At 34.5% G+C, this 25794-nt stretch carries 25 protein-coding genes and 3 tRNA genes; 11 read left to right on the top strand and 17 right to left on the bottom strand.

Annotated features, from left to right (window positions below; translation table 11 throughout):
* Positions 1 to 2: 2 nt before the first annotated feature.
* Positions 3 to 1472, top strand: a complete 1470-nt coding sequence (locus EF513_RS05260; protein WP_125216358.1) for a carboxypeptidase M32 — start codon at positions 3 to 5, stop codon at positions 1470 to 1472.
* Between the two features lie 51 nt (positions 1473 to 1523).
* Here EF513_RS05260 and EF513_RS08165 read toward each other — a convergent pair whose 3' ends face one another.
* Genes EF513_RS08165 through EF513_RS05250 form a run of 3 tightly spaced genes read right to left on the bottom strand, consistent with a single transcriptional unit; the run spans position 1524 to position 3167 of the window.
* Positions 1524 to 1622, bottom strand: coding sequence for an IS3 family transposase (locus EF513_RS08165; protein ID WP_410528584.1), 99 nt, complete (start codon positions 1620 to 1622; stop codon positions 1524 to 1526).
* An 11-nt stretch (positions 1623 to 1633) separates the two neighbouring features.
* A complete protein-coding gene (locus tag EF513_RS05255; protein ID WP_125216357.1) occupies positions 1634 to 2458 on the bottom strand; it encodes a GNAT family N-acetyltransferase in 825 nt (274 codons plus the stop codon).
* A 49-nt stretch (positions 2459 to 2507) separates the two neighbouring features.
* Positions 2508 to 3167 carry an IS3 family transposase gene (locus EF513_RS05250; protein WP_277592631.1) on the bottom strand — a complete coding sequence of 220 codons (660 nt, stop codon included), beginning with the start codon at positions 3165 to 3167 and terminating at the stop codon, positions 2508 to 2510.
* 180 nt (positions 3168 to 3347) lie between these two features.
* On the opposite strand from EF513_RS05250, the gene EF513_RS05245 reads away from it, so the two are divergent.
* Positions 3348 to 4010: an ankyrin repeat domain-containing protein gene (locus EF513_RS05245; RefSeq protein ID WP_125216356.1), complete on the top strand. Its 663-nt coding sequence runs from the start codon at positions 3348 to 3350 to the stop codon at positions 4008 to 4010.
* Between the two features lie 73 nt (positions 4011 to 4083).
* Here EF513_RS05245 and EF513_RS05240 read toward each other — a convergent pair whose 3' ends face one another.
* Positions 4084 to 4773 (bottom strand): histidine phosphotransferase family protein, encoded by a 690-nt coding sequence (locus EF513_RS05240; RefSeq protein WP_125216355.1) that lies wholly within the window; start codon positions 4771 to 4773, stop codon positions 4084 to 4086.
* A gap of 455 nt (positions 4774 to 5228) precedes the next feature.
* On the opposite strand from EF513_RS05240, the gene EF513_RS07915 reads away from it, so the two are divergent.
* The 4 genes from EF513_RS07915 (at position 5229) to EF513_RS07905 (ending at position 6799) form a co-directional block, all read left to right on the top strand.
* The gene (locus EF513_RS07915) at positions 5229 to 5378 is read left to right on the top strand and encodes a nucleoside triphosphate pyrophosphohydrolase family protein (RefSeq protein ID WP_164503836.1); all 150 of its coding nucleotides are present in this window, start codon (positions 5229 to 5231) and stop codon (positions 5376 to 5378) included.
* 48 nt (positions 5379 to 5426) lie between these two features.
* Positions 5427 to 5594: a hypothetical protein gene (locus EF513_RS07910; RefSeq protein ID WP_164503835.1), complete on the top strand. Its 168-nt coding sequence runs from the start codon at positions 5427 to 5429 to the stop codon at positions 5592 to 5594.
* A 76-nt stretch (positions 5595 to 5670) separates the two neighbouring features.
* Complete coding sequence (locus EF513_RS05235; RefSeq protein WP_125216354.1) at positions 5671 to 6543, top strand: hypothetical protein; 873 nt, start codon at positions 5671 to 5673, stop codon at positions 6541 to 6543.
* Positions 6544 to 6631: 88 nt separating this feature from the next.
* A complete protein-coding gene (locus EF513_RS07905; RefSeq protein WP_164503834.1) occupies positions 6632 to 6799 on the top strand; it encodes a hypothetical protein in 168 nt (55 codons plus the stop codon).
* 136 nt (positions 6800 to 6935) lie between these two features.
* Here the strand turns inward: EF513_RS07905 and rpoC are convergent, their stop codons facing one another.
* From rpoC to EF513_RS05190, 9 genes are all read right to left on the bottom strand, one after another.
* Positions 6936 to 11093, bottom strand: a complete 4158-nt coding sequence (gene rpoC, locus EF513_RS05230; protein ID WP_125216353.1) for a DNA-directed RNA polymerase subunit beta' — start codon at positions 11091 to 11093, stop codon at positions 6936 to 6938.
* 41 nt (positions 11094 to 11134) lie between these two features.
* A complete protein-coding gene (rpoB, locus tag EF513_RS05225) occupies positions 11135 to 15229 on the bottom strand; it encodes a DNA-directed RNA polymerase subunit beta (RefSeq protein ID WP_125216352.1) in 4095 nt (1364 codons plus the stop codon).
* A gap of 134 nt (positions 15230 to 15363) precedes the next feature.
* On the bottom strand, positions 15364 to 15738 hold the full coding sequence (gene rplL / locus EF513_RS05220) for a 50S ribosomal protein L7/L12 (RefSeq protein WP_125216351.1): 375 nt from the start codon (positions 15736 to 15738) through the stop codon (positions 15364 to 15366).
* 59 nt (positions 15739 to 15797) lie between these two features.
* On the bottom strand, positions 15798 to 16322 hold the full coding sequence (gene rplJ / locus EF513_RS05215; RefSeq protein WP_125216350.1) for a 50S ribosomal protein L10: 525 nt from the start codon (positions 16320 to 16322) through the stop codon (positions 15798 to 15800).
* A gap of 20 nt (positions 16323 to 16342) precedes the next feature.
* A complete protein-coding gene (rplA, locus tag EF513_RS05210) occupies positions 16343 to 17044 on the bottom strand; it encodes a 50S ribosomal protein L1 (RefSeq protein ID WP_125216855.1) in 702 nt (233 codons plus the stop codon).
* Positions 17045 to 17078: 34 nt separating this feature from the next.
* Positions 17079 to 17507 (bottom strand): 50S ribosomal protein L11, encoded by a 429-nt coding sequence (gene rplK / locus EF513_RS05205; protein ID WP_125216349.1) that lies wholly within the window; start codon positions 17505 to 17507, stop codon positions 17079 to 17081.
* Positions 17508 to 17595: 88 nt separating this feature from the next.
* Positions 17596 to 18153: a transcription termination/antitermination protein NusG gene (gene nusG, locus EF513_RS05200; protein ID WP_125216348.1), complete on the bottom strand. Its 558-nt coding sequence runs from the start codon at positions 18151 to 18153 to the stop codon at positions 17596 to 17598.
* Positions 18154 to 18157: 4 nt separating this feature from the next.
* Positions 18158 to 18352, bottom strand: a complete 195-nt coding sequence (gene secE / locus EF513_RS05195; protein WP_125216347.1) for a preprotein translocase subunit SecE — start codon at positions 18350 to 18352, stop codon at positions 18158 to 18160.
* 90 nt (positions 18353 to 18442) lie between these two features.
* Positions 18443 to 18518, bottom strand: a tRNA-Trp gene (locus tag EF513_RS05190).
* 814 nt (positions 18519 to 19332) lie between these two features.
* On the opposite strand from EF513_RS05190, the gene EF513_RS05180 reads away from it, so the two are divergent.
* The 4 genes from EF513_RS05180 (at position 19333) to EF513_RS07900 (ending at position 21766) form a co-directional block, all read left to right on the top strand.
* A complete protein-coding gene (locus EF513_RS05180; protein WP_125216346.1) occupies positions 19333 to 19983 on the top strand; it encodes a CatB-related O-acetyltransferase in 651 nt (216 codons plus the stop codon).
* Positions 19980 to 20336 (top strand): hypothetical protein, encoded by a 357-nt coding sequence (locus EF513_RS05175; protein ID WP_125216345.1) that lies wholly within the window; start codon positions 19980 to 19982, stop codon positions 20334 to 20336. The genes EF513_RS05180 and EF513_RS05175 overlap by 4 nt, the downstream gene beginning before the upstream one ends.
* Entirely contained in the window at positions 20302 to 21042 is a 741-nt protein-coding gene (locus EF513_RS05170) for a hypothetical protein (protein WP_125216344.1), read from the top strand. Before EF513_RS05175 ends, EF513_RS05170 begins: the two co-directional genes overlap by 35 nt.
* Before the next feature lie 562 nt (positions 21043 to 21604).
* Entirely contained in the window at positions 21605 to 21766 is a 162-nt protein-coding gene (locus tag EF513_RS07900) for a hypothetical protein (protein WP_164503833.1), read from the top strand.
* Positions 21767 to 21900: 134 nt separating this feature from the next.
* On the opposite strand, the gene tuf is transcribed toward EF513_RS07900, so the two are convergent.
* The 3 genes from tuf to EF513_RS05155 form a co-directional block, all read right to left on the bottom strand.
* Positions 21901 to 23091: an elongation factor Tu gene (gene tuf / locus EF513_RS05165; protein ID WP_125216271.1), complete on the bottom strand. Its 1191-nt coding sequence runs from the start codon at positions 23089 to 23091 to the stop codon at positions 21901 to 21903.
* A 171-nt stretch (positions 23092 to 23262) separates the two neighbouring features.
* A tRNA-Gly gene (locus EF513_RS05160) sits at positions 23263 to 23336 on the bottom strand.
* 24 nt (positions 23337 to 23360) lie between these two features.
* Positions 23361 to 23446: transfer RNA gene (locus EF513_RS05155), tRNA-Tyr, on the bottom strand.
* 114 nt (positions 23447 to 23560) lie between these two features.
* Here EF513_RS05155 and rlmB point away from each other — a divergent pair.
* Positions 23561 to 24277: a 23S rRNA (guanosine(2251)-2'-O)-methyltransferase RlmB gene (gene rlmB, locus EF513_RS05150; protein ID WP_125216343.1), complete on the top strand. Its 717-nt coding sequence runs from the start codon at positions 23561 to 23563 to the stop codon at positions 24275 to 24277.
* Positions 24278 to 24484: 207 nt separating this feature from the next.
* Here rlmB and EF513_RS05145 read toward each other — a convergent pair whose 3' ends face one another.
* Positions 24485 to 25717 (bottom strand): leucine-rich repeat domain-containing protein, encoded by a 1233-nt coding sequence (locus tag EF513_RS05145; protein ID WP_125216342.1) that lies wholly within the window; start codon positions 25715 to 25717, stop codon positions 24485 to 24487.
* Positions 25718 to 25794 lie beyond the last annotated feature (77 nt).

Below are 25794 nucleotides of genomic sequence, written 5' to 3'. Positions count from 1 at the left end.
TCATGCAGCATTATCAAGAACTTGCTGAATATTTTACAGAAATTGAAGCGTTAGAAAGTGCAATGGGACTTATGCATTGGGATAGAGCAACTTATATGCCGGAAAAAAGCGGTTCTTACCGTGGTGTCAGAATGAGCTTACTCTCCAAGTTACACCATGAGATGTGCACTCACCCAAAAATTGCAGATCTTATTAGTAAAATAAATTTGAATAGTTTAGATGAATGGCAACAGGCCAATGTGCACGAAATAGAGCATGAGTATCACCAATCAACCATGTTTGATGCACATCTGATTGAAAAATTATCAAACACTAGCAATGAATGTGAACTAATTTGGCGTAAAGCAAAACAAGAAGATAATTTTGATGCAGTCATACCTAAGCTTGACGAACTTATTATCTTAACTAAAGAGCAAGCTCAAATTAAAGCAGATAAAAGCAGCATTAATAATTATGAAGCCTTGGTTGATTTTTATGATAGAGGTCAAAAACTTGATAATATTAACAAACTTTTTGATCAAGTTCTAGCATTTTTACCAGATTTTATTGAACAAGTTATTGATAAGCAGAATAGCCTTAATATCAAACAGCAACATATTGAGCTAGCGATTGATAAACAACATCAAATTTGTATGCAAATTGCTAAAGATTTAGGATTTGATTTTGACTATGGCAGGTTAGATAAAACCTTTCATCCTTTCTGCGGAGGAAGTTACGGTGATATTAGAATCACTAATACTTACGATGAACATAATGCCTTAAATGCTATTATGGCCACAGTTCATGAAACTGGCCATGCATTATATGAGCAAAACTTGCCAAAAAATTATTACAACCAACGTGTTGGCAAAGCACTTGGTATGAGTATGCATGAGAGCCAATCTTTAACTTACGAAATGCAGTTAGGTAGCAGCAAGGCTTTTGTAAATTACCTATCTCAATTACTTAAAGATATTGGAGGAATTGATATAAGCTTCCAAGAATTATGGCATAATATTAATTTTGTAAAACGCTCCTATATTAGAATTTTAGCAGATGAAGTCACTTATCCTTTACATGTTATTTTAAGATTTAAACTTGAGCAGCAAATCTTTGCAGGCAACTTAAAAACTAAAGATATCCCCATACTATGGAATGAATTAATGCAAAAGTATTTGCAAATAACTCCCCCATCTAATGCCTTAGGATGTTTACAAGATGTACATTGGTATAGCGGTGCTTTTGGCTACTTCCCCAGCTATTTATCCGGAGCCATTATTGCAGCACAATTATTTACTAAAGCAAAACAAACTTTGGATAAGGATCGACTAAACAAGTTTGATTTTAGCGGGGTTAAAAATTGGTATAAAACAAATATTCATAACTTTGGCCGTAAGATGCCAATGAACGAGCTGATATTACAGGCGAGCAATAAAGAATTAAGCATAGAAGATTATAAGAATTATTTACAAAATAAGTATCTATATAGGTAAGATGTTTTTTATTTCACCTTATTATATAATTTTATTATGACTATTTATCACCTAGGTTGTGTGAACAAAATTAGCTGGAGAGCAATAGTTTAATGTTGAATGCATACGCACTGTATTATAAAAAGCTTCTATATATTCATTTATAGCGATCTCAATCTCAACTAAAATGATTTAGCGCTACCTTGTTGGCCATTATCCTTTTTTAGGGCGCTCACATAGCTAGCTGCAGGAGTATTAGAGCGTTTCTCAGGTTTATATCCTGTTGCTAGTGGGTGCAAGGGGCTATTATTTACTGGATTTACTACTACTTCTAATGATAATGATCCTTTAACCTCTTGATATCTTTGATAAGTTAATCTATAAAAAATTTCTTTTTCTTCAGGACTTTTTGCGGGAACAGGGCTTTTTTTTATAGGTTCAAAGCCCAACTTACATAATAGTAGCTGTGATGGTATATTTTCTGGTAGCACGCGAGCTATCACCTCTGCCTTATCACCTAGAATATCGTGTAAACCTTCGAAGGCTACTTTCACTAACTCTCTCATTACAGCAAATGGATAACCCTGTCCTTTTACTGCTTCAGAAAATGCATAATGAACAGCTAAGATTATTTCTCCACTATTTGTAGCTAGAGGGACAAAAGTTAATCCTGCTATACCAATTGTTTTTCTTTGTTCATTTTCTACTATATAACTTGAAAGACCGTATTTTTCAAATTTATTTATACCATGCATAACCCTATCTTCTTTACACCAGTCCTTAAAAGATTTTTTGGGATCAGGTTTGGAAACTACATTACTTATAACATATTGTTGCCCATAAAGATCTGTTATAAATTCCAAATCTTCATCCTCAAAAGGTCTAATGTAAGCTATTCTTCCGCTATTTTCCACCTTGGCTTTGAATAAAAATCGTTCATCATTTTTGATATTTTCTTGAAAGATATTTTTTATAAATTCTTTTATTTTTGTTTCTATTTCTGTCATTTAATTATACTCCTATTTTTTGGTCTTGCCCCAATTTTTTATAGTCAAATTAAGAAACCTTTGTAGTAAAATATTGCTCAAAATTAGCTGGAGAGCAATAGTTTAATGTTGAATGCATACGCACTGTATTATAAAAAGCTTCTATATATTCGAATATTGCATCTTTAGCCTCCTGTTTAGTTTTAAAAAATTGTCCCTTGATAGCCTCGGTTTCCAAGCTATTAAAGAAGCTTCTAGCCACAGCATTATCATAGCAGTTACCCTTGCCGGATATGCTACATTTAGCTTGAGCATTTGCTAGCAACTTTTGAAAATCTTTTGAGGCATACTGACTTCCTCTATCAGAATGATGAATTAAGCCTGGTTTTGGTTTTCTTGCCCAATAAGCTTTTAAAAAAGCATTAATGACCAAATATCTGGAAATACGATCACTAACTGGCCAACCCTCACCGCTCCAAATATAAGTTATATCTGCTACCCATATTCGGTTAGGGGCGTCGGTCGTAAAGTTTTGTTTAAGTAGATTTGGCGCTATAGATAGATTATGACCGGAATCAATAGTGGTTTTGTACTTACGTTTTACTTTAGAAAAAAGCTGATTCTCCCTCATTAACCTACTTACTCTTTTGCGACTGACTCTTTCACCCCGCTCTTTTAGTGCAGCACGAATCCTAGGGCTACCATAGCGGCCTTTTACACAACTATGGATCGCTTAATTAGCTTGCTTAAATAACTATCTCTTCGCTGATGAAAACTGATTTTACTAGCTTTCCACTTATAATATCCGCTTTCTGTTGCCTGTAGTGTCTTACATAACTCTTTCACCTTATATTATCTTGCATGAGCTTCAATAAAAGCGTATTTTACTTTAGCGGATCTGCTGCAAAATATGCTAGCGCCTTTTTTAGAATATCTCGCTCGCGTCTTACTCGTTCTAGAACCTACACTTGAAGATTGCTCAACAAGCGATCTCCCTCCCTTACCTTATATTAAGCTAACCGGAGACTTTAAAAATATTACTAACTTTTTAAAAGAGCTTACTCCATTCCTAAACAAAATTGTAAATCATAGATGTTTTAAAGTTTTAAAAACTTTACTTTTTAAAAGCATGGATAGCAATGGTAATACACTTTTACACTATGCAGCAGCTACCGGCCACTTAAGGATCTTACAAACTTTATTAAACATTAATAATAATCCTGAATTTTTTGAAAATGGAATCTTAATTGATTTATCAAATATTTTTAATAACTCTAGAAGTACCCCTCTACATCATGCAGCTTTTTTTAGTCAAGATACAGAAGCTTTGAAATTAGTAATTCAACTTAGCATTAATTTAAATGTAAAAGATGGTTTGGGTAGTACCCCTATTATTTCTGCGATCGGTAGTAACAATCTTCAAGCGATTAATATACTGGTAGACCAAGCCAGTATTGATTGCAGTATTATCAATAATAACCATTATTCTGCACTTGATTTATTTAAACGCAGTCATAGCTTAGCACTTCAGCAAATTGCTCGTAAACTAGAAGCAAACAGGCGATCTTTATAAAACTTGTTTGTATAAATAAAAGAGACACTTACAGATAAGTGTCTCTTTTATCTACATATATAATTTAATGTTATTAAATTAAATCAGCATACTCATGCCTATGATGAATTTCCGCTTGTTTGATATCAAGTAGCAATTCACCTTTAAAAGTGATTTTATCATTTATTTCGGTAGCATATTTAATTTTGTGGATTTCTGCAAAACGCTTGAAATAGAAAAATTGAACATTCTTACTATTAATTGGTAAAGTGTTATTTTCCACTAATAATGAAATCATATCCCTATCAAGTTTAATACCAGAAGCAGAACTACCAATTACTTCGAATTTTAAATTATTAGTTGCTTTATCAAATCCTAGTTTAACACTAATTTCTCCACCATAAATCATTGCCGCCGCAGCAATATAAATAGTATTTAAAAGCAACTTAACAACTTTATTATTAATTTTAATGTTACTAGTTTCTAACCCATTCCAATTAAATCTTATTTTATTTTTATAGAAATAATCTGTTACTACCTTTATGGTTTTATCAATGCTCGCTTCTAAATTAATTGGCAAATAACCATAAGCAAATTTATAGTATTGCATACGAGTGACAGCTTCTTGAGCACTAATGGTCATTAGTTCAATAGCTTTCTTTTGTACTTCGCTACGGTTTTCTCCTAAAAACTCCACCCCATTATTAATAGCTCCTACTGGGCCTGCCATATCGTGGAAAAATTTAGATTGAAGAATCTCGCCCATTTCAAAATCAGTAATCATTTAAAATTCTCTCAAGGTTAAAATTTATTAAATAGTTTTTCCAATCTAAAATAAAATGTTTAAAAAGTCATTAACAAAACAAATAAAAGTTGCTTAAATACTCAAAAGTTGATTGTCTATCAAATAATTATTATTATAAATAGTAAAACCAGCTCTAAGGTTTTAAGATAACAGCTGATAATTAAAGATATATATAGGCATTAAATCTATATTAGACGAAAACGTGAATTTCCACTATTTTATCCATGATTGCTATTGATCATATACTATATAAATCAACCAAAAAACTGAAGCTCCACATAATAGAACATTTAGAAGATATTATGGTATTATTTAAAAATGCGATTACATGGTAAGCTAGATCGAGATTTTGCAACCAACATCACAAATAGTGTTGCATTATCCTCAAAGAGGTTAGTTGATTTTAAAGAAAATTTATTTTAAAAGAGAAAATTATGAACCCATTAAATAAACTATTAGAGATAGAACGGCAAGCTGCCGACTTTGGTTTTAATTGGCCAGGCTTACAGATGATATTTGATCAAATTGCTAGTGAATGTGATGAAATTAAAGAATCTATTACTAACCATCCTGCAATGATCTAAGAAGAAATAGGTGATTTAATTCTTGCAGCTTTATCGCTATGTACTTATATGGGCTATGATCCACAGCAAACCATTGAGCAGACAGTTGAAAAATATGAGAAGCGTATCTCTACAGTCAAAGAAATCGCACATCTGCAAGGATATACCACCCTTCAAGGTGAAAAGCATAATATCCTTATGGATTTCTGGAATAAAGCTAAGGAAGCAACAAAATAACCATTTATTTTTAACTAGGCAGCATTTAATTAATATAATATAACTGGGTAAGAGATCATATTATAAGGATAATCAAATGGTGCTTAATATCACGCAAAAACAAACAATTGATGCAGTAATTATAGACAATTTAAATGCGATTAGAGAAATTACCTTTGAAGGCTCCATTGCCTCATTTGGGCAAGAAGGATTAAAAAAGGATGAAGATGCTTTAAGGGCTTTTCTTTTATTAAAAGTTTCTCATTTGACCCAAGATGATACTCAATTGTTGACTCAAAATAATATATCAAATTGTATAGCTGGAATTAAAGAGATTTTACAGCATCCATTTCCTCAAAATAGAAATAATGGCATTAGTACAGTAGAGTATTATAAAGAAATACCTTATGTTTTTTATATACAAGGCGATCAACTAATGGTTGAACCGAAAGGTCTATTATCTTTAACAGCTTGGAAAAATAATCCTACACAAGAAATTACTAAAGAAGATGTTGTTACCTATATAAAAGAGCAAATCAATATAAGAATTGGCGCCTTAGCTGCTCAAATTAACATTAAAGTGCAAAATAATGAAGAGGATTACACTTATATTTATAAAAATCTTCCTCCATCCTGCCATAAAAGTATGACATTTGATGATTTTGGGAAAATGACAAACAACCCAGAAAGATCTAATAACAATTATAATAATAGTAACCATCCCATTGCAAGCCAATCCAACCTCTCAACACTTATATATCGCCATTTTCAGCCTATACATAGTAATGGTTTGGAAACCATTACTCCAAACTCTCCAGAAAATGAGCAATCTGCAAGTGTTATTGGAGCGGCTGCCAGAGCACTTATTGCAGGAAGAGGTGATAACAATAGTCAAAGTATTGGCCCATTTACCAGAGCGCTTATGGCAGAAAGAGGTAATAACAATAGCCGACGAAGTATTGGCCTCTGAGCACTTATTGCAGAAAGAGATAATAATGCTAATAGAAGTCCTATGATTCAAGAGGCAAATAACAATATAGCCAATATAGTTTCAGCTATTGGCAGGGCATGATGATAATGCTCGTAGCGAACTTCATGATAGTTTATCTCCACAGGCATCATCTAGCTCATCATCTGAACGCTCAACAAGTATAATAGAATTAGTTGGCAAGACTCCAGAAGACAAAAAAATAGATCAAACAATACAAGAAGTGGAGGCTTATTAATTTACAAATCGCTCTTGCAAGCTATTTATAAATATTCCTTAGCTTACTTCTATAAATATAAATTATCTTCATACATATAAATAAAAAAGGAGCTATTAAGAGCTCCTTTTTTATTATTCTAGATTGCTCTACGTTTTTAAGCACTCTCATTCTGTTGCTTTTTAGCTAATACTTCATGATCTCTAGCTTGTGCAAGCTTTTTGAACTTATTAACTACATAACCGGTACCTGCTGGAATTAATCTACCAACAATTACGTTTTCTTTTAGCCCAACAAGCCTATCAACTTTACCTGCAACAGATGCATCAGTAAGAACACGAGTAGTTTCTTGGAAGGAAGCAGCAGAAATAAATGATCTGGTTTGCAACGATGCTTTAGTAATACCTTGAAGTACTGGTATTGCTTTAGCAGGGGAGTAACCATTTTTATCAGCTTTTGCATTTGTTTCATCTAATTCTTCACGGTCAACCTGTTCACCAGCAAGGAAAGTAGTTTCACCAGCATCAATAATTTCCATTTTTTGAAGCATTTGACAAATAATTACTTCAATATGCTTATCATCAATCTTCACACCTTGTAACCTATACACAGCCTGAATTTCATTAACCATATAACGGGTAAGTGCTTCAACACCCATAACTCTTAAAATGTCATGCGGTACCGGATTACCATCCATAAGTACATCACCCTTACGTACAAAGTCACCCTCATTAACCACAATATGTTTACCTTTGGGTATTAAGTACTCAACCGCTGATACCTGATCGTCAGTTGGGTTAATAACAATACGGCGCTTACTCTTATAATCTTTACCAAATTCAACCACACCATCAATATCACTAATAATAGCATGATCTTTAGGTTTACGTGCTTCGAATAATTCTACTACTCTTGGTAAACCACCTGTAATATCACGAGTTTTAGTGGACTCACGTGGAATACGAGATAATACGTCACCAGCATGAATATTATCACCATCATTTACTGATATAATTGCATTAACTGGTAGGAAGTATCTTGCTTCTAAGCCATTTGCTAAAGTCAGTATCTTACCATTATTATCTGTAATAGTAATACGCGGCCTTAAATCAACAGCTCTAGTTTGTTGCTTAACATCAATAACAACCTTGCTTGAAATACCGGTTGCTTCATCAACCACATCTCTTACCGACACCCCTTCTACTAAATCAGTATAAAGAATTTTACCTGATTTTTCAGTAATAATAGGTATGGTGTAAGGATCCCAGTCTGCAATACGCTGACCTTTTTTAACTTTATTATTTTCATCCAGATGGAGTTTAGCACCATATGGAACTTTATGTCTTGCCTTTTCGGTCCCAATATCATCAACTATAACTACTTCACAGTTACGGCTCATTACTACAAGTTTACCTTGACTGTCTTCCACCAAGTTACGGTTAATAATCTTTAATACACCCTCGGTTGATGCATCAACATTTGAAACTTCAATACTCTTAGTAGCCGCACCACCAATATGGAACGTTCTCATAGTAAGCTGCGTACCTGGCTCACCAATAGACTGAGCAGCAATAACACCAATCGCCTCACCTACACTGACTAAAGCACCAGTTGATAGATCACGTCCGTAACATTTACCACATACATGACCCTTAGCTTCACAAGTAATAACTGACCTAATTAAAACTGAGTTAATTCCAGCTTGGTCAATCTTTTCAACAACTGTTTCATCAATCATTTCACCAGCTTGGACAATAACTTCACCACTTTGTGAATGGCGAATGTCAATCGCAGCAGTACGTCCTAATATTAAATCACCTAAACCGACAATTACCTCGCCACCATCAATCACAGGTTTTGCTTCAATACCACGGGTAGTTTCACAATCATATTCACCAATAATACAATCCTGCGATACATCAACAAGCCTACGGGTTAAGTAACCAGAGTTTGCAGTTTTAAGCGCAGTATCCGCAAGACCCTTACGAGCACCATGAGTAGAATTAAAGTACTCAAGTACGGTAAGACCTTCTTTAAAGTTAGAAATAATTGGAGTTTCAATAATTTCACCACTTGGTTTAGCCATAAGTCCGCGCATACCTGCAAGCTGTTTAATTTGAGCCGCAGAACCACGAGCACCAGAATGGGCCATCATCCAAATAGAGTTAACTTTTTGCTGATTACTTTTTGACTCGTTATATACATCACCTGCAGAAATTTGTTTCATCATATCATCTGCAACTTTATCAGTACAACGTGACCAAGTATCAATTACTTTGTTGTATTTTTCACCACTGGTAATTAAACCATCAGCATATTGGCTTTCAAACTCTGTAACTTCTTCTAAAGTACTATCCAAATGTTTTTGCTTAGTAGTTGGGACAACCATGTCATCTTTACCAATGGAAATACCAGATCTACATGCATGAGCAAACCCAAGCTCCATTAACTTATCTGCAAAAATTACCGCATTTTTCTGACCACAATTACGATATACTACGTCAATAAGTGCTGAAATTTCTTTCTTAGTAAGCAATTTATTTACATGCTCAAATGGTATGAAAAAATCTTTTGGTAATAGAGCTGCCACATACATTCTACCGGCTGTAGTGTCAACCAGCTTAGTTTGATAACTACCGTCATATGTGCGGTGATTTCTTCTACATTTAATTTTACTATGTAAGGTAATTACTTTGTTGTAAAGCGCATGGTGAATTTCACCTTCATCAGAAAACACCATACCTTCACCAGGCTCGCCTTCAAGCTCCATAGAAAGATAATAAATTCCAAGTACAATATCTTGTGATGGTACAATAATTGGCTTACCGTTTGATGGAGCCAAAATATTGTTAGTAGACATCATAAGTGCACGTGATTCAAGCTGAGCCTCAATAGATAACGGTACGTGTACTGCCATTTGGTCACCGTCAAAGTCAGCATTGAATGCTGCACATACTAACGGATGTAACTGAATAGCTTTACCTTCAATTAAGATTGGTTCAAATGCCTGAATACCAAGTCTATGTAAAGTTGGCGCACGATTAAGCAATACAGGATGCTCCCGAATTACTTCTTCTAAAATGTCCCAAACTTCCGGACGCTCTGATTCAACCATTTTTTTAGCAGTTTTTAAGGTATTTGAAATACCATAAAGTTCTAATTTTGAATAAATGAATGGTTTGAATAATTCAAGAGCCATTTTCTTTGGCAAACCACATTGATGCAGTTTTAAAGTTGGTCCTACTACAATTACTGAACGTCCTGAATAGTCAACACGCTTGCCCAATAAGTTTTGACGGAAACGACCTTGCTTACCTTTCAGCATATCACTAAGTGATTTGAATGGACGTTTATTAGAGGCCTTAACAACCCTACCCCTTCTACCATTGTCAAACAATGCATCTACTGATTCTTGCAACATTCTTTTTTCATTACGAATGATGATATCAGGAGCTTTAAGCTCTAAGAGTCTTCTTAAACGGTTGTTACGGTTGATTACTCTTCTATATAATTCATTCAAGTCAGAAGTTGCAAATCTACCACCATCAAGCATTACTAACGGACGTAATTCTGGTGGGATTACTGGCAGAACGTCTAACACCATCCATTCCGGTTTATTTCCAGAATCAAGTAAATCCTCAATGATTTTTAAACGTTTTACAATTTTCTTTTTCTTAATTTCTGAATTAGTTTCTTTTAAATCTACTCTTAAAGATTCTTGATGTTGCTTCAAATCAAATTCAACAAGTAATGATTTAATAGCTTCAGCACCGATCATTGCAGTAAATGCATCTTCACCATATTCATCTTGTGCACGATAAAACTGATCTTCACTAAGCAGATCACCTTTAGAAAATGGTGAAAGGCCTGGATCAGTCACTACATAAGCTTCAAAATACAGAATTTTTTCAAGATCTTTAAGTGGCAAATCTAGTAGGGCAGAAATTTTAGATGGAAGTGACTTTAAGAACCATATATGCACCACTGGAGCAGCAAGCTCAATATGCCCCATTCTTTCACGTCTAACTTTAGAAGTAGTAACTTCAACACCACATTTTTCACAAATAACACCACGATATTTCATACGTTTATATTTTCCGCATAAGCATTCATAATCCTTAATTGGACCAAAAATACGAGCACAGAATAAACCATCGCGTTCCGGCTTAAAAGTACGGTAGTTAATAGTTTCAGGTTTTTTTATTTCCCCATATGACCATGAGCGCATTTTTTCAGCACTGGCAATTCCAATTGAAATTTGATCAAAGACGAAATTATTTCCAGAATTATTAAAAATACTATATAACTCACCCATCAATAAACCCCACTAAACAAATTTTATAATTTTTTAAATAATTAATCATTTTTTAGATCAATATTTAAACAAAGCGAACGTAATTCCTTAACCATAACATTAAATGATTCTGGAATACCACATTCAAAGTTTTGATCACCACGAATGATTGATTCATAAATTTTAATACGCCCTGTTACATCGTCAGACTTTACAGTTAACATCTCTTGGAGAGTATAAGCAGCACCATAAGCTTGTAATGCCCAACATTCCATCTCCCCAAAACGCTGTCCACCAAAATGTGACTTACCACCAAGTGGTTGCTGGGTAACCAGACTGTACGGACCAACAGAACGTGCGTGAATCTTATCATCAACTAAGTGATGCAGTTTAAGCATATAAATATAACCTACTGTTACTTTACGATCAAAAGCTTCACCTGTCCTACCATCAAACAATGTTACTTGAGCAGTGGTAGTTACGCCTGCTTTTTCAAGCATACGATTAATATCTTTCTCTTTTGCACCATCAAATACTGGGGTAGCAAAATAAACACCACGCTTTAAAGTATGAGCAAATTTTACTAAATTCTTCTCATCAAATGATTTGATTTTCTCAACAGCAGCTTTTTGATCTTCATAAATATCAACAACCTTAGCTCTTAAACCATCAATGCTCTCATCACCATATTCAATTTTTTCTAGCATCTCAGTCACTTGCTTACCTAAGTTATAAGAAGCCCAACCAAGATGAGTTTCTAGAATTTGCCCCACGTTCATTCGCGAAGGCACACCAAGTGGGTTAAGCACCATATCAACTGGAGTACCATCTTCCATATAAGGCATATCTTCTGCGGGTAAAATTCTGGAAATCACACCTTTGTTCCCGTGGCGTCCTGCCATCTTATCACCAGGCTGAATTTTTTGCTTCATAGCAATAAATACTTTTACTACTTTTAAAGCACCTTGCGGTAAGTCATCACCAGATTGCAACTTCTCAACTTTATTATTGAAACGGTTATAAATTGTGCTGGTCATTTGATTAAAGTGAGTTTTTAAATTTTCCACTTCATTCATAACATTAGCATCTTCAACTACAAACTGCCAATATTGACCTTTTGAATATTCTTCAAAAGTTTCTTGAGTAATCTTTAATCCCGGTTTAGCCCCTTTTGGTCCAGAAATAATAATTTGATGTATCAACACCTCTTTCAAGCGAGAATAAAAATAATTTTCTAAAATAGAATTCTCTGCATCACGGTCTTTAGCAAGCCTATCAATTTCTAACTGCTCAATTGCCATAGCACGTTCATCTTTCTCAATACCACGACGAGACAGAATCCGTACAGAAACTACCGTACCGCCTACTCCTGGTGGAACATGAAGTGATGAATCTCTTACATCAGCCGCTTTCTCACCAAAAATTGCACGAAGCAATTTTTCTTCCGGAGTCATAGGCGATTCACTTTTTGGAGTAACCTTACCTACCAAAATATCACCAGCTTTAATTTCCGCGCCCACGTGAACAATCCCAGTTTCATCAAGATGTCTTAAAGCTTCTTCACTAACGTTTGGAATATCACGAGTAATCTCTTCAGGTCCTAAACGGGTATCACGTGCTACTACTTCAAATTCTTCAATATGAATTGAAGTATAAACATCTTCTTTTACAATTCTTTCAGAAATAAGAATTGAATCTTCAAAGTTATATCCGTTCCATGGCATAAACGCTACAAGCACGTTACTACCAAGTGCCAATTCACCATTTTGAATACTTGGACCATCAGCAACAACTTCACCTTTCTTAATATAATCGCCAACTCTTACTAATGGTTTTTGAGTAATACAGGTGTTAAAGTTTGAACGTTGATATTTTTGCAAATTATAAATATCAACTCCTGGAGTGTCTTGATTTGCATCTTGATCAGCACGAATAACAATTCTAGTACCATCTACTTGCATAACCTGGCCACTACGGCTAGCTACAACTACTGCGCCCGAATCTTTTGCTACTATTCCTTCAATCCCTGTACCTATAAAAGGTGCATCAGTTCTAATTAATGGTACCGCTTGACGTTGCATGTTTGATCCCATGAGAGCACGGTTGGCATCGTCATTTTCTAAGAACGGAATAAGTGATGCCGCAACAGATACTAGCTGCATTGGAGAAACGTCAATAAATTCAATTTTTTCTACTGGTGACATAATAAATTCACCATTTTGACGGCTTGGTACTAATACATCAACAAAACAACCATTATCATCCAATTTAGCATTTGCCTGAGCAATTGTATATTTGCCTTCTGCGATAGCTGAGAGATACACAACATCATTGGTCACTTGGTTATTCACTACAGTACGATATGGGCTTTCAATAAATCCAAGCTCATTAATAATCGCATAAGTAGCCATAGAGTTAATCAAACCAATATTTTGCCCTTCAGGAGTTTCAATTGGACAAATTCTTCCATAGTGAGTTGGATGTACGTCACGCACTTCAAAGCTTGCACGATCACGTTGCAATCCACCAGGTCCTAATGCTGAAAGCCTACGCTTATGAGTAATTTCTGATAATGGGTTAGTTTGATCCATAAATTGTGATAATTGTGACGAACCAAAGAACTCACGAACCACTGTGCCAATTAACTTAGAGTTAATTAAATCATGAGGCATAACAGTATCAATATCAACTGATGTTAAACGTTCCAAAATGGTACGTTCCATTCTAACTAAACCAATTCTAAATTGGTTTTCCATTAGCTCGCCAACTGAACGAACACGTCTATTACCTAAATGGTCAATATCATCAATTTCACCACGACCCATTTTAAGATCAACTATATACTTAATAATGCCGGTAATATCGTCTTTAGTAAGCGTTTTAATATTTTCATCAATGCTAACATCTAGTTTAGCATTTAATTTAACACGTCCAACAGTAGATAAATCATAACGATCAGCATTAAAGAATAAATTATCAAATAAATTTTGTGAAGCCTCAAGGGTTGATGGCTCACCAGGTCTTAACACTCTATAAATGTCAAGCAATGCATCTTCTTGCGTTAGATTTTTATCAAGCTGCAATGTATTTCTAATGACCGGAGCTGTATTTAAATAATCAATATCTAAAACTTTGATTTCTTTAAGTTTTAAATTATTAATCGCCGTAATAGTATCGCCACTTATTTCATAGCCTGCTTCAAATAATACTTCTCCAGTGTCAGGGTCCATAATATCTTCAGCAATATACAAACCTTCTAAATCATCATTATCAATACGATAATTTTTAAAATTTTGCTCTTCTAATTTTTTAAGTACACGCGGAGTAATTTTAGTGCCGCTTTCTAAAGCAACTTCTCCAGTGTTAGCATCAATTAGATCTTTTGGTAATTTGATTCCTTTAAATTTTTCAGGAATAAATTCACCAACCCAACCAGTTTTATTTTTGATAAAAGATAGTTTATTAAAATAATAATTATAAATATCTTGGTTATTAAGTCCAAGTGCTCTAAGAAGGGTTGAGATATATAATTTACGCTTCTTATCAATTCTAAAATATAATAAATCTTTAGCATCAAATTCAATATCAAGCCATGAACCACGATAAGGAATTACACGGCAGAAATATAAAAATTTGCCTGATGCATGCGTTTTACCTTCATCATGACCAAAGAAAACACCAGGTGAACGATGCATTTGCGATACAACCACTCGCTCAGTACCATTAATAATAAAGGTACCATTCTCAGTCATAAGCGGTATATCACCTATATAAACATCTTGCTCTTTAATACTTCTAATTTCTTTAGAACCTGTATCTTCGTCAAGATCCCAAATCACTAGTCTTAAAGTAAGTCTGAGCGGCGCTGCAAAATTAATACCACGTTGACGGCATTCTTCCACATCATATTTAGGTTGATCAAGGTGATATTTCACAAAATCTAAAGTAGAAATACCAGATGGATCATTAATAGGGAAGATGGATCTTAAAACTTCTTGAAGACCAGACTTTTGCCGACTCTCAGGCTTAATATCATCTTGCAAGAATTTACGATAGGACTCACGCTGAACTTCTATTAAGCTCGGCATTTGAGCCACTGATTCAATTTTACTAAATGTTTTGCGAATGATTTCTTGAGATGATCTTGAACTTTGCATTAACGACCCCAGAGAGACTAATAATTAATTAATTTTTGTATATTATTTATTGTTTTTAAAAACAATGAAGAATTTTAAATACTAATGGGGCGTTATATAATAACGCCCTTATTTTTTAACAACTAAAATTAAAGTTATTTAACTTCAACTTTAGCACCAGCAGCTTCAAGCTTAGCTTTAATATCAGCAGCTTCAGCTTTGCTTACAGCTTCTTTAACAACTTTAGGTGCGCCATCAACTAAGTCTTTAGCTTCTTTAAGACCAAGGCTAGTAATGGTTCTAATTTCTTTAATCACGTTAATTTTATTAGCACCAGCTTCTTGAAGGATTACAGTAAATTCTGTTTGCTCTGCAGCAGCTTCAGCAGCACCGCCACCAGCTGGCATTGCCATTGCTACCGGAGCAGCAGCTGAAACACCCCATTTTTCTTCAAGAACTTTAACAAGCTCTGCAGCTTCCATAAGTGATAAAGATGATAATTCATCAACAATTTTATCTAGCTTAGACATTTTTTATTTCCTCAAACCAAAATTTAAACATTGTATACTTAATGGATAATCTTAAAAGATCAACCTTTATTTTCAGTCGCATAAGCACTAATAACTCTTGCGACCGCACTTGGAACACCATGAATTGCTGAAGCAATACTTCTTGCAGGTGCAGAAATAACTCCAACAATTTTAGCTCTAAGTTCGTCAAGTGATGGAAGTGTTGCAAGAACCCTAACAGCCTTCTCATCCATAAGCTGGCCATTAAGCGCACCACCAATCACTTTTAACTTATCATTTTTCTTTGAAAATTCTACGATTTTTTTAGCAAAACCAGGCTCAGTTGAATATGCAATTGCAGTTGGACCAGTTAAAATGTCTTTTAAACATTCAAATATGGTACCTTCAATTGCTAGCCTTGCTAAAGTATTTTTAACTACTTCGATTTTAGCATTAGCTCCTCTAACTTCATTACGAAGAGCGCTAAATTCACTAACAGTTAACCCTGGATAATGAAGCACAATTGCAATTTCATTTTCAGAAAAAGAGTTATGCAGCCCAGCTACTTGCTCTCTTTTGTCTTGTTGATTTACACTTAGACCCACTTTTTTGCTCCTTTATTTATTTACGCTGCAGCTGCTGATGAAATATCAATCCTAAGTGCAGGGCTCATAGTTGATGAAAGATATATTGCTTTTAAGTAGCTACCTTTAGCTCCACTTGGCTTAGCCTTAATAATTGAGCTCACCATGTGTTTTACGTTTTCTATAATTTTTCTTTCATCAAAGCTTACTTTAGCAACACCAGCATGAACAATACCAGCTTTCTCCGCTCTAATTTCAACACGTCCAGCTTTAGCTTCATTTACAGCCTTAGCAACATCCATAGTCACAGTACCTAACTTTGGATTAGGCATTAAACCTCTTGGACCTAACACTTTAGCAACACTACCAAGCAATCCCATCATGTCTGGAGTAGCAATACAAATATCAAAATTAATATTTCCTTGCTTTATTTGCTCGATTAACTCTTCAGCACCAACCACATCTGCACCAGCTTTTTTAGCTTCATCTTGCTTAGCACCTTTGGTAAACACAGCAATTTTAACATTTTTACCTGTACCATGTGGTAAGCTTACTACGGTTCTTAAATTCTGATCTGACTGTCTAGTATCAATACCCAGTCTAGTTGCCAAATCGATAGTTGCATCAAACTTAACATCAGTAATTTCCTTAAGGATCTTTACAGCTTCTTCGACTGTGTAAAGTTTCTCACTATCAATTTTACTAAGTTGAGCTTGATATTTTTTTGCATACTTTTTGTGCATTTTGCTTTGCTTAGTCACTTTTGCGTTCATTTACTTACTCCGTAATCTCAATACCCATAGACGTTGCAGTACCTTTAACCATGTTAACAGCACCTTCAACATCAATAGCATTTAAATCTTCCATTTTAAACTCAGCAATTTGCGTTACTTGAGCCAAGCTAATTTTTGCCACAATATCTTTTCCAGGAGCTTTAGAGCCAGAAGCAATCTTGAGAGCCTTTTTAATTAAAATTGGCACCGCAGGCTTTTTAACTACAAATGTAAAAGTTTTATCAGCATAATAAGTGATCACCACTGGTAACGGAGTACCCGGCTCTTCATTTTGAGTTTTAGCATTATATGCCTTACAAAACTCCATAATATTTAGACCCCTTTGACCTAAAGCAGGACCAATAGGTGGTGACGGATTAGCTTTCCCAGCAGGAACCTGAAGTTTAATATATCCTGCAATTTTTTTTGCCATTTAAAACCTCTTAAAACTAGCTTTATAAATATTTTCAACTCACAGCTCTATATACACTAAAGTATAATTTTGGCTATAAATTTATTTACTAAACTTTTGTTACTTGTCCATACTCAAGTTCAATTGGGGTAGCCCTACCAAAGATAGAAACAGAAACTTTAAGCCTGCTTTTAACCTGATCAACTTCTTCAACCACACCAACGAATCCTTCGAACGGACCATCAATTACTTTAACATTTTCACCAATTTCATAAGTGCTAGCATGAACTGCTGTATAAGCACCTTGGCTAATTTTTTCTTGCATATCTCTAATTTGCGCTACATCTTTAGGCGCAACTGGCTGAGGTATACCATTATTACCTTTAGCCCCTAAGAAGTCAAAAACCCCGTCAATACTTCTTACCAAGTACCACGCATCACGATTAGGTTGCATTTTAATTAAGATATAACCCGGGAAGAATTTCTTCTCCACATTCATTTTTTTACCGCGGCGTACTTCGCTAACTTCTTGAGCAGGCATAAATACTTCTTCAAACACCTCACTTAGGCCACGTTGCCTGGCTTTTTCATGCAGCTGTTGTATTACTTTTTTTTCCGAACCTGATTGGATCTGTACAATATACCATTTCGCTTCTTGTTGAGACACAGTACTAACCTCCAATGCCTAAAATCATTTTGGTGAGCTTTAACACCACTCCATCCACAATCAAAAAGAAAACACTAAAAAATATCACCACTGCAGTAATTATAAGCAAAGTAGTAATGACTTCTTTCCTTGCAGGAAATTCAACTTTCCTAACTTCTTGCTTAACCTGCTTAAAATAGTCGATATATTTGGTTAACATTGCTTTACTTTAAAAATAATAAATGGCAAGATTATCAACATATTTTTTTTTGTCCAGATAAATCTGAACATCAATCAACGCTTGTAAATCTGGCAGGAGCAAGAGGACTTGAACCCCCAACCCCCGGTTTTGGAGACCGGTGCTCTACCAATTGAGCTATACTCCTATTTGCGCCCTTGTAGCAATAGATCACTTTCACAAAAAATTCAATCAATATTTACACAAAATACTTAAATAATTTTTAAAATGCTTTATTTTAACTATATTAGCTCACTATTACATATAATTTGCAAAACATATAAATGATTATTTTATTGGTAATCTTCAAGATGTTTATAATAATGTTATAGAATAGGTAGAATACTTGGAAAAACAAGGTTTTACAGATAGATCTTTTCTATTTCCTAAAATTCACCTAGCTTTGATAGAGATGGCTTACAAGTTCTAAATCTTGATAATGAATTTATGAAAATCTATAAGGAAGGGGAAAAAAGAAACTATTACCGAATATAATAAGGTAAGGCAGCGGCAAGGCGAAATGAGTTTGTCTGAGTTGTTAACGATTGTGATATAATATATTATCATCTTTCTGGGTATAAAGATTTCAAGAATTACCATCTCTACTATCTACCCGGGATATATAAGGCCTATTTCCCAATTTAATTAGTTACAGCCGAATGATTCAGCTAATGCCCAGGTTATTAGCACTAATTAGCTTGTTGAAGCATCTAACTTATCTGGTGGCGAAAGAGCAAGGTTATCTTTAGCAATAATTGCTGTTAAAACCCTAAACTTCTAATCCTAGATAAAATAACTAATAATCTAGATTTAGAAACTATAGAGCATGTAATCCAAGTATTGAGATAATATCCATGTTCTATGATAGTAATCCCGCATGATGAAGAGTTTTTACAAAAAATAGAGATTAATATTTATTATGATATATTAAGTGGTAAAATAAGACTGTGAGGTAAGCAAATATGAATCCTTTTAATAGTTATCGTGAATCTATCATTATAAAAGACCATATTAAATGTGAACACATTATAGTTGGGGATTATACTTACTATAGTGGTTATTATCATGGTAAACCATTTGAAGATTGTGTTATGTACCTTGATGAAAAAGATAATCACTTTCAAGATTATGAAATAGATAAGCTTATAATTGGTAAATTCTGTTCAATTGCAACTGGAGTAAAATTCATGATGGGAGGTACACAAGGGCATAATTATAATTGGATAGCTGCCTATCCTCTTGATGGATTTGATGATGATTTTGATGTATATACTAATGTGCCGCCTAAAGCTCATAAATTAAAAGGAGATACAGTTATTGGTAATGATGTCTGGATTGGCGCAGAAGCGATGATCATGCCCGGAATTAAAATAGCCGATGGAGCAGTTATTGGCGCAAGAAGCCTTATTACCAAAAATGTTGGGCCTTATGAAATTTGGGGTGGTAATCCTGCTAGGTTTATAAAAAAGAGATTTGAGTCGGAAGATATTGAGAAATTATTGCAGATTAAATGGTGTGATTGGGATATTGCTACACTAAAAAGGAATTTAGATTTATTAAGGTCAGATAAAGTTGCGGAGCTACACCAAAAGTTTGTTGAAGGCAAATTATGAATCTAATCTTTAAGCCAGCAACCATCAGAGATAAAGAGATAATTTTTAATTGGCTAGATAAACCTTATATCCAAGAATTTTGGGATAATAGTCCTGAGCATAAAGAAGATATAATTATCTTTATGAGTGGCCGTAAAGAGAAATATCCTTACTGTAATGATGAGCATGACTATCATTATTGGCTAGGCTTGATTGAAGATGACCCTTCCTGCCTAATTATAACCTCACAAATAATGCCGGAGGAAGATATACCACAAATTTGGAAAGATAATTTATCTAAAACGGGTAATAGTAATACGCTAGATTTCTTAATTAGTTATGAACGAACAACTCTACCAATCGATACAGATTAAAAACCAGGCTAATGAGTTTTTAGCCCAAACTAGGTTAATTGAATTATTATCTCAATATGGCCAAGTGATCATTAACGGTAGTTACGCGCTAGATCTAATGGTGTGGAATGATATCGATCTTAACCTTATTTTGCCTCCCCACCTTAACCCAGTTAATGTTCATATTCAAATTGCTCGCGAGTTACTTGATAGTCCCTTAGTGCATGCAGTAAAACTAATTAATTTTACTAAAGCAAAGAATCGCACTGATTTACCAGAAGGAGTATATAGCTGCATCACCTATCGAATTCCTAATGAACCCACAGCCGACCCAATAACCGACTTAGATAAACAGTCCAAAAAAGCATTTATCATACCAGAAGATAACATAAATGCCATACATACCTCCCTATATCCTACTCCCAATTCACCCTCAACCTTAAAAGCAAGGTCTATAGCGAGCACAACTGAATGGAAAGTTGATTTGTGGACCTTATCTGAAAACGACCAAGCGGCCACCTTAAAATTCTTTAATCTAATAAAATCCAACTTAAACGAAGAACTCAAATTATTAATACTGAAACTAAAATTTTTACTTAAAGGTAACTCTAAACGTGTACCACAGCATGGTAGCTACTTGATATACAAGGCTATCTTTGAATTTAATTTAACAGAAGAAAAAAACATAATAAGCTTTTTAAAAACCCAAGGATATTTTATAAATTAATCACCAATAAAACCAGTCAAGCTCAAAGAATAAAAATTTATTTTCAAACAGATGAACCTGAATAAATAAAAATCTACTCAAAGAAAGCGCTCATAAAGCAGAACTAGCAAATAAAAGATCATACAATTTTCACTGTTGAAGAAGTAGTAAAAAATATTATATAACACAAAACAAACTAAGCGGATCTATAGCTTTTATAAACAATAAAGCATGACTGTAAGGACAACTTACAACAACACAGGCAACAAACCAACTGTTAAAAATAATAAACAAATGGAAACTAAATTGACCAAAGTAAAAATTATTTTTACAGTTCAAATTAAGATCAAACTAGAACAAAGGAAGAGGACATGATCAAAATATACATACCAAATATCATCAAAGGACAGCCAGGCATAATTGAAAACAAAAATAAATTCAAGATCTAGCTCAACAACAAACCTCCACTATAGCAGCTCAAGCAAATCAAAACGAAAAAACAGAGGTAGTTTTAAAACTTTTAAAATTAAGAGATACAGAAGGAAATCCCTTCTCATTTTTCATTGCTCTTACAGAAGCAGAAATGCAAGAAGCGAAAACAAAACATAATTTACTAGCATATAAACATAGAATTATTCTTGAGATTGATGAACATGAAATTTCAGATGAAGATAAAAAAGATGCACTAGACCGATACATCTCTAAAACTCCTTCTCGCCCCTCGCTTAACTCGCTTAAACTTTAATTTAATACAGCCATCTTTATAAGGCAAATATACCACTTTAAATACAAGTTAAGTAACCGACAAAATTAAAAAGAACCCCTTTTTACAGGGGTTCTTTTTAAACAAAATTTTCAAAACCTTAAGTTTTCAAAAAACTATTTTAAAATTTTAGCAACCACACCAGCGCCAACGGTTCTACCACCCTCACGGATAGCGAATCTTAAACCTTCTTCCATTGCGATTGGTGCAATTAATTCCACAGTGATTTTAAGGTTATCACCTGGCATCACCATTTCTTTTCCTTCTGGTAAATTTACAATACCAGTCACGTCGGTAGTTCTGAAATAGAATTGTGGACGATAATTTGCAAAGAACGGGGTATGTCTTCCACCTTCTTCTTTACTTAATACATACACTTCAGCTTCGAAGTTAGTATGTGGAGTTATACTGCCTGGTTTAGCAAGAACTTGTCCACGTTCCACATCTTCACGTTTGGTACCACGGAGTAATACACCAACGTTATCACCAGCTTGACCTTCATCAAGTAGCTTACGGAACATTTCTACACCAGTACAAGTAGTTTTTTGGGTCGCATTAATACCAATGATCTCTACTTCTTCACCAACTTTGACAATACCACGTTCGATACGGCCGGTTACTACAGTACCACGTCCTGAAATTGAGAACACATCTTCAATCGGCATTAAGAACGGCTTGTCTACTGGACGTGCTGGAGTTGGAATATAGCTATCTACTGCTTCCATAAGTTTAAGAATTGCATTCTCACCTATTTCCTCATTATCACCATCTAACGCTGCAAGCGCTGAACCACGGATTATCGGTATATCATCACCTGGGAAATCATATTTGGATAATAATTCTCTTACTTCCATTTCTACTAGGTCTAATAATTCAGGATCATCAACCATATCTACTTTGTTCAAGAACACTACCATCGCCGGTACACCTACTTGACGTGCAAGCAAAATATGCTCACGAGTCTGTGGCATTGGACCGTCAGCAGCTGATACTACCAAGATTGCTCCATCCATTTGTGCAGCACCAGTGATCATATTCTTTACATAGTCAGCATGTCCTGGGCAATCTACGTGTGCATAGTGCCTATTTACTGTCTCATATTCTACGTGTGAGGTTGATATAGTTATACCACGTGCTTTCTCTTCAGGTGCTGCGTCGATTTGGTCATACCCTCGATACGTCGCACCGCCTGCCTTTGACAACACTTTAGTGATTGCCGCTGTTAATGTGGTCTTACCATGGTCTACGTGTCCGATGGTCCCTATATTTGCGTGCGGCTTATTACGCTCAAACTTTGCTTTCGCCATTTTTACTAACTCCAAAAATGTTAATTTAAACCGAATGTGTCATACTGAAAATAAATAATTTTACTAATCAGTAGAAGATTTTCAAGAATGCATTACTTAATACAACAAAATAAATTTTTTACAACCAGATTATCAACAATTTTATCAAAATATGCGTGATTTTTTTCAGAATGGAGCGGGTGATGGGAATCGAACCCACACTACCAGCTTGGAAGGCTGGGACTCTACCATTGAGCTACACCCGCATGTAATAAGTAATTTGTAAAAGATGGTGGAGGAGGTAGGATTTGAACCTACGAACGCTTGCGCGGGCAGATTTACAGTCTGCTGCCATTGACCACTCGGCCACTCCTCCATAAAATTCCATGAGGTGGCTTTAAGTTAGCAACAAATAATAAAATGGCAAGAATAATTTTTATATTTGCTTTTTTTTTGCATTTCACTCATAACAAAAGAAAAAATTAAAAATATGTCAAATACCATAAAACTTTTTGGCAAGCACGCATGCCTTGCAGCAATCAATAATCCAAACCGCAAGAAATATCAGCTTTACACTAGCCATAAAGATTTTATTCAAACTGCTAAGTTAGCTTTCCCGGTTGTTTACAAATCTCCGCAAGAATTATCAAAGATAGCAGGGCTAGATGCAATACATGGCGGCTTTGTGCTTGAATGTTCAGAATTGAGCACCTTAGAATTAGATGAATTTCTATATATTAATCAAGATCAACCCCACCTTACTTTAGCAGCTCTTGATCAAATTACCGATCCTCATAACGTAGGAGCAATTATAAGAAGCGCTGCGGCTTTTAACGTTCAGGGCTTAATTATTACGGAAAGACACAGCCCAAAAAACATGGCAACTATTGCCAAAACCTCCGCAGGATGCATTGAATTTATTAATCTTATTGAAGTCAAAAACTTAGCTCAAAGCATTGAGAAATTAAAAAAACATGGTTTTTGGTCAATTGGCCTAGATGGCATGGCTATCAAAACTTTAAATGAACTACCCAAATTTGAGAAAAAAATTATTATATTAGGCTCTGAAGGCAAAGGAATGCGGCAACTTACCACTCAAAAATGTGATGAGCTAGTTAAAATCCCTATGAACACAGAAGTAGAAAGCCTAAATGTTTCAAATGCAGCAGCAATTTGCTTTTATCATTTTAGCCTTACTACTAACTAAAATTTCATATTTTAGTTAGCGATCTTTGATTGATACTCTCTTGCCTTTTGGCAATAATACTTTCTAGCCAACTATATTTTTAACAAAATGTAATGCATATTTATGATGTAAAAAAGTGAAATATCAGGAAATAATCTCAACAAATAACATTTTGCTATTAAAGCCACTTTTTTATATCAAGCTCTCATCACCCGGATTATTTTCAATTTACATAATATTACACACACGCGTTAGATCAGATGGATGATTAGCAACTTGAGCTGTTATGCTTTGCTGTTTATTACCTAATCTTAATGAATAAGAAGCATCAGCATAGGTGCCAATATGGCTCACTATTTCCTTTGGTACTAGAGTTCCGCATAAGCTAACCTCGCTTTTGCTACCTCCTTTAAAATAAAAATAATTTTCATAAAAAACCTCTAAAATATTTTTAAGCTTCTGCTTAATTTCAGGCTCTGTAAAATTATTGCGTTTAATTAGCATAGTATTTACAGCATTATATCTTTGAACCACCTCTCCCACTTGAGCAAGACTGAAATCGTCATTATGCTCAATCAGCTTTACTATCTCTTGGGTAGCTAAAAAATTTCGCTTAATTAGCTGCAAATCATCTATGCTTCCAAATATGGAGTTAAACTGCATTAAATTAGCAGATAATTTGAACATTTTAGACTTACAATGCGCAACATAGTCTTCAGGAGCAATATAAAATTCGGTAAGGCGCTTAGACTGCTTTGAAGCTTCAACCATTTTCTTAGAAGCTTTATTTGGCAATTGATTTACCCCTGTAATCGCCAAGCTGCGCAAATTATAGTTATCTTTTAATGCATTAAACATTGCTATCAATCTTTTTTCATCTATACCGCAACTAGTAAGCTCAAGTTTTTCTAAAGGACAATTTATTTTCAAAGCTGCAATAATTTGTTCAATTCCTTTATTATTAAAATTCCTTTGTGTATCGGTAATAGTTAATTGCTTGATGGTGATAGTATTATTTAATAGGTTACCCAAAGCTATTCTTGCAGCTTCATCAAAACCCACATTTGTTATTTGTAAAAATTTAATATTACTTTTGATTTTTTTATCGGTTAAAATTTGACAAACTTTAGTAAAAGTCTCAATAGCAGAATTTGAAAGACACATTTTTTGCATCCTTGCAAAGATATTAGGAGCATTAGTAGCCATTTCGACAATACCGCTTAAATCATGCTTGATATTAACATGCTTAACTTGGCGTAGATAAATCGCGCGATCTATTGATTGCCAGCCCTTATGTGATAATCCATAAAGACTTAATACTAGATTCTCAATTGTTGGGCTGTTAATAATAGCATCACTTAAAATTTGCGCCTGAACATCATTTACATTGTATTCCTGTATATGCAAGCTAACATCTGTAGCTAAAGTAGTTAAAGCTTGTTCAAAATTAGCTATCTGCATAATTTACCTACTACTGATGTTTTAAGTATATTACATTATAGTTTATTATAAAAAGATTAATTATTCAATATTTTTAA

This window comes from Rickettsiales endosymbiont of Stachyamoeba lipophora, assembly GCF_003932735.1.
In the GTDB taxonomy this organism is placed as follows: domain Bacteria; phylum Pseudomonadota; class Alphaproteobacteria; order Rickettsiales; family 33-17; genus RICK01.
The sequence above is the reverse complement of the archived record's forward strand: the minus strand, read 5'-3'. Positions and strand labels throughout refer to the sequence as shown.

Coding starts and splice junctions, on each gene's coding strand:
- EF513_RS05260 (WP_125216358.1), top strand. CDS start 3: ATGCAGCATTATCAAGAACTTGCTGAATATTTTACAGAAATTGAAGCG.
- EF513_RS05255 (WP_125216357.1), bottom strand. CDS start 2,458: ATGACAGAAATAGAAACAAAAATAAAAGAATTTATAAAAAATATCTTT.
- EF513_RS05245 (WP_125216356.1), top strand. CDS start 3,348: ATGCTAGCGCCTTTTTTAGAATATCTCGCTCGCGTCTTACTCGTTCTA.
- EF513_RS05240 (WP_125216355.1), bottom strand. CDS start 4,773: ATGATTACTGATTTTGAAATGGGCGAGATTCTTCAATCTAAATTTTTC.
- EF513_RS07915 (WP_164503836.1), top strand. CDS start 5,229: ATGAACCCATTAAATAAACTATTAGAGATAGAACGGCAAGCTGCCGAC.
- EF513_RS07910 (WP_164503835.1), top strand. CDS start 5,427: ATGGGCTATGATCCACAGCAAACCATTGAGCAGACAGTTGAAAAATAT.
- EF513_RS05235 (WP_125216354.1), top strand. CDS start 5,671: ATGGTGCTTAATATCACGCAAAAACAAACAATTGATGCAGTAATTATA.
- rpoC (WP_125216353.1), bottom strand. CDS start 11,093: ATGGGTGAGTTATATAGTATTTTTAATAATTCTGGAAATAATTTCGTC.
- rpoB (WP_125216352.1), bottom strand. CDS start 15,229: ATGCAAAGTTCAAGATCATCTCAAGAAATCATTCGCAAAACATTTAGT.
- rplL (WP_125216351.1), bottom strand. CDS start 15,738: ATGTCTAAGCTAGATAAAATTGTTGATGAATTATCATCTTTATCACTT.
- rplA (WP_125216855.1), bottom strand. CDS start 17,044: ATGCACAAAAAGTATGCAAAAAAATATCAAGCTCAACTTAGTAAAATT.
- rplK (WP_125216349.1), bottom strand. CDS start 17,507: ATGGCAAAAAAAATTGCAGGATATATTAAACTTCAGGTTCCTGCTGGG.
- secE (WP_125216347.1), bottom strand. CDS start 18,352: ATGTTAACCAAATATATCGACTATTTTAAGCAGGTTAAGCAAGAAGTT.
- EF513_RS05180 (WP_125216346.1), top strand. CDS start 19,333: ATGAATCCTTTTAATAGTTATCGTGAATCTATCATTATAAAAGACCAT.
- EF513_RS05175 (WP_125216345.1), top strand. CDS start 19,980: ATGAATCTAATCTTTAAGCCAGCAACCATCAGAGATAAAGAGATAATT.
- EF513_RS05170 (WP_125216344.1), top strand. CDS start 20,302: ATGAACGAACAACTCTACCAATCGATACAGATTAAAAACCAGGCTAAT.
- EF513_RS07900 (WP_164503833.1), top strand. CDS start 21,605: ATGCAAGAAGCGAAAACAAAACATAATTTACTAGCATATAAACATAGA.
- tuf (WP_125216271.1), bottom strand. CDS start 23,091: ATGGCGAAAGCAAAGTTTGAGCGTAATAAGCCGCACGCAAATATAGGG.
- rlmB (WP_125216343.1), top strand. CDS start 23,561: ATGTCAAATACCATAAAACTTTTTGGCAAGCACGCATGCCTTGCAGCA.
- EF513_RS05145 (WP_125216342.1), bottom strand. CDS start 25,717: ATGCAGATAGCTAATTTTGAACAAGCTTTAACTACTTTAGCTACAGAT.